Origin of the sequence: Bacillus sp. LK2 (genome assembly GCF_001043575.1) — a bacterium.
Classification (GTDB): Bacteria; Bacillota; Bacilli; order Bacillales; family Bacillaceae_G; genus Bacillus_A; species Bacillus_A paramycoides.
In genome coordinates this window covers 1-257 of sequence record NZ_LDUK01000089.1, presented here as the reverse complement: position 1 = coordinate 257, position 257 = coordinate 1, and the positions used below count along the sequence as shown (strand labels likewise).

General features: G+C 30.4%; 1 protein-coding gene. It reads right to left on the bottom strand.

The window, feature by feature from the left end; all coding sequences use genetic code 11:
• On the bottom strand, positions 1–257 hold a 257-nt coding region (locus VK90_RS27120; RefSeq protein ID WP_048376692.1), incomplete at both ends, for a transposase.

Genomic DNA, 257 nt, shown 5'->3' with positions numbered 1-257 from the left:
ATAATAGGATACTAATGAGTTGTCCATAAAGATGACATTCTAATCGCTCTTGTTTAATAGATTTACAACGATGAATTTGAAACCAGGATTTCCATATTTTAAATAACAGTTCAATTTGCCAACGTAGTGAATATAAATCATAGATTTTCTCTTTTGATACCCATTCCGTAGGAATGTTTGTCATATATACCGTAATTCCTTGTAAAAGTTTCGTACGCTCTGTATATGTAATTCCTTTTTTCTTTTCACGAATAGCT